Here is a 2,305-nt window from a genome sequence, read left to right on the forward strand (position 1 = left end):
CCGCCGAACCGTGGCGATGGCAAGGGACGGATTGAGCCAAAATTGAGCCAAAGTGCGATCGTACAAGCGGCCAAAAAATCCCTCGATGTCGGAGCCGATCGGATACCCCTAACACCCGGCATTAAATTCTCCGAAAGATTCCTCAGCCTTTACGCGCCGCCTAATTTTAGTAGAGCTCACGAAGTCGAATCCGATGGGCAACTGAAATTGCTGGAGCGCGTGAGCGACCCCGAACCCCCTGACCCAGACTATTACATCACCCTGGCTGAGTTTTGGGCCGTGATGAACGCTTGGAATGCAACCTACACCGACAGCGTTGAGCAATTTAGAGACTTTGACCCCCAACAAAATAATGCTGAATTTGATAGAACTGCTACCGAACGGGAGGGAGCGGGAGAAATTTCAATTGATGCTCCAGCGACTTCAGGACGCGACATTTGCTCCGAACGTGATGGAGCTAGCATCCATAGCCATGATGAAGGATTGGGAAGCCAAGAAGGCGATCGCATTTTGGAAGTCGCACGGCATGATTCGGGAAATTCAGGGCGAGCTGTTCCACGTCAGCCAGCTCAATTAAGCGAACAGCCACCGGGTCGGGGTGACGGCCGCGGTGGTTATGTGGAATTGGCGATCGGAATGCTTGTCGGCCGCCGGCGCGATCGGCTGCACCTTGGCAAAATTCTCGATATCTACCGCTCCAAGCGCGGCATCTGGCGGGCGAAAATCCAACCGCTCAACAAACCCCGTTTTGTTTATTTCGACTGCGTTGCGCTCGTAGAACAGCGCTTGCTCTACGATTACGAGATAAAGCCCGGAGGATTCCTCCCCAGTGGCCAAATTTTCGACAAGACCAGGGGCGAGAATTTTGATGTGTACTCGCGCAAAGTGCGATCGCCCGCAGCGACAACTTGGACGCCAGGGCAACTGAGCCAGCTCTCAACATTCAAGCTCAAGCAAATCGCCCGCGATATGGAGATACCATCAATCCCAGGCAGTGCAGGGAAACGCAGCTTAATCCGAGCAATCCTTGCAGAACAGGCCATCTCGCAGGAAAAAGCAGCAGCGCAGCGCGAAAACAGCACCCCAACCGCTCAGAAGCAAAAGCCTGCATCGGTTGTCAGCAGCAAGAAGCGAGCGGTCGCGTCCCCACTGGGGAATCAATTGTCATTGTTCGATGTGGCGGTGTAGCGATGGTTCCATTTTTTATCCCGACTTTTGACGCTTGGTGCGATCGCGCAAACCGACCACCCGACACCGATGAACCGCCCGACACAGGGATATTCGCTCGGTTGCCGAAACCAAAACCCCCCAGCTTTCTGCCGATGAGTGTTGCTGCGGGCGATCGGGCGAACAACATCAGGAAATTTGCCCGCAGCTCGAGCTGTTCGAGCGGGCGTTCTCCACCGTCAGGAGGTGATTTTATGTAAACCACTGCTTGCGTACAGCGCTTTAGCGTTTTGTTCCATATCACCCTTCTGAATCTGAACAGCGCGATCGTCTTGACGTTAGGGCGATCGCTTCCTCTAACTCTTATGAAAAAAGCCTTTTGGTATCGCTATCTCTACAACGGCTACGAACCCGACAACAGCATCAAGTTGACGGGTGAATTAATAGACGATCGGTATGTAGTTTTTGAAATGTGGGGGTCGCTGACCTTCAATGATGGACACTTCTTTGCCTCGATTCATAAAAACGAAAATGGAGAATTTGTTTGGAGAAGTGACGACAAAATAGGCACTGCAACATCTTTTATGGATGCTTGGGAAAAAATGCCCACATACATAACAAACCCAGACCATTACGACGAATCACCGATGACCTACTACGATTAACAATTACCAAATATGGATATCACCGCTGACTTTTTAGACGACTGCTGGCAACCGCCAGAATCAGAATTCCAACCGCTGCTAGATTTTGAGTCAGAGATTTCTCGCGAAGTCCCTCACAACGACATCAGCCTACTAACTCAGAAAATCAAACGCAGCTTTCTGGACTACGTGCGGCAAGGAATCATGCTTGACGCCGTGCGCCGCTACCGTCTCTACAAACGGCAGTATCGGGACTTCGCCGAATACTGCAAACTCGCATTAGGGCGATCGCCTTTCTACTGCAAAAAGATTATCCAGGCAGCCAAAATCTGTCTCCACCTCATCAAATCCAAGTTCAAGATTCTGCCGACTTCAGTTGCTCAAGCGCTGCCTCTGGTGAAATTTGCTCAAGTGGACGAGTACGGGCAAACCCAACTAGAGGAAAAATGGCAGACTGTGATTGACGGCTTCCCCCCACAGTTAATCACCGCCGC

Annotated in this window: 2 protein-coding genes and 2 pseudogenes; all 4 read left to right on the forward strand. The window is 51.6% G+C overall.

What is annotated here, in order from left to right; translation table 11 throughout:
- Positions 1-1,188, forward strand: a pseudogene (locus QUA10_RS28855) (hypothetical protein); the annotation flags it as partial.
- Positions 1,189-1,190: 2 nt separating this feature from the next.
- Positions 1,191-1,427: a hypothetical protein gene (locus QUA10_RS28860; RefSeq protein ID WP_333086476.1), complete on the forward strand. Its 237-nt coding sequence runs from the start codon at positions 1,191-1,193 to the stop codon at positions 1,425-1,427.
- Between the two features lie 105 nt (positions 1,428-1,532).
- Entirely contained in the window at positions 1,533-1,832 is a 300-nt protein-coding gene (locus QUA10_RS28865; protein ID WP_333086477.1) for a hypothetical protein, read from the forward strand.
- Between the two features lie 12 nt (positions 1,833-1,844).
- A pseudogene (locus tag QUA10_RS28870) lies at positions 1,845-2,305 on the forward strand (hypothetical protein); the annotation flags it as partial.

The organism is Microcoleus sp. Pol8_D6 (assembly GCF_036700965.1).
Classification (GTDB): Bacteria; Cyanobacteriota; Cyanobacteriia; order Cyanobacteriales; family Microcoleaceae; genus Microcoleus.

Excerpts from the sequence above, each read along its gene's own strand:
- QUA10_RS28860 (WP_333086476.1), top strand. The coding sequence starts at position 1,191 with ATGGTTCCATTTTTTATCCCGACTTTTGACGCTTGGTGCGATCGCGCA.
- QUA10_RS28865 (WP_333086477.1), top strand. The coding sequence starts at position 1,533 with ATGAAAAAAGCCTTTTGGTATCGCTATCTCTACAACGGCTACGAACCC.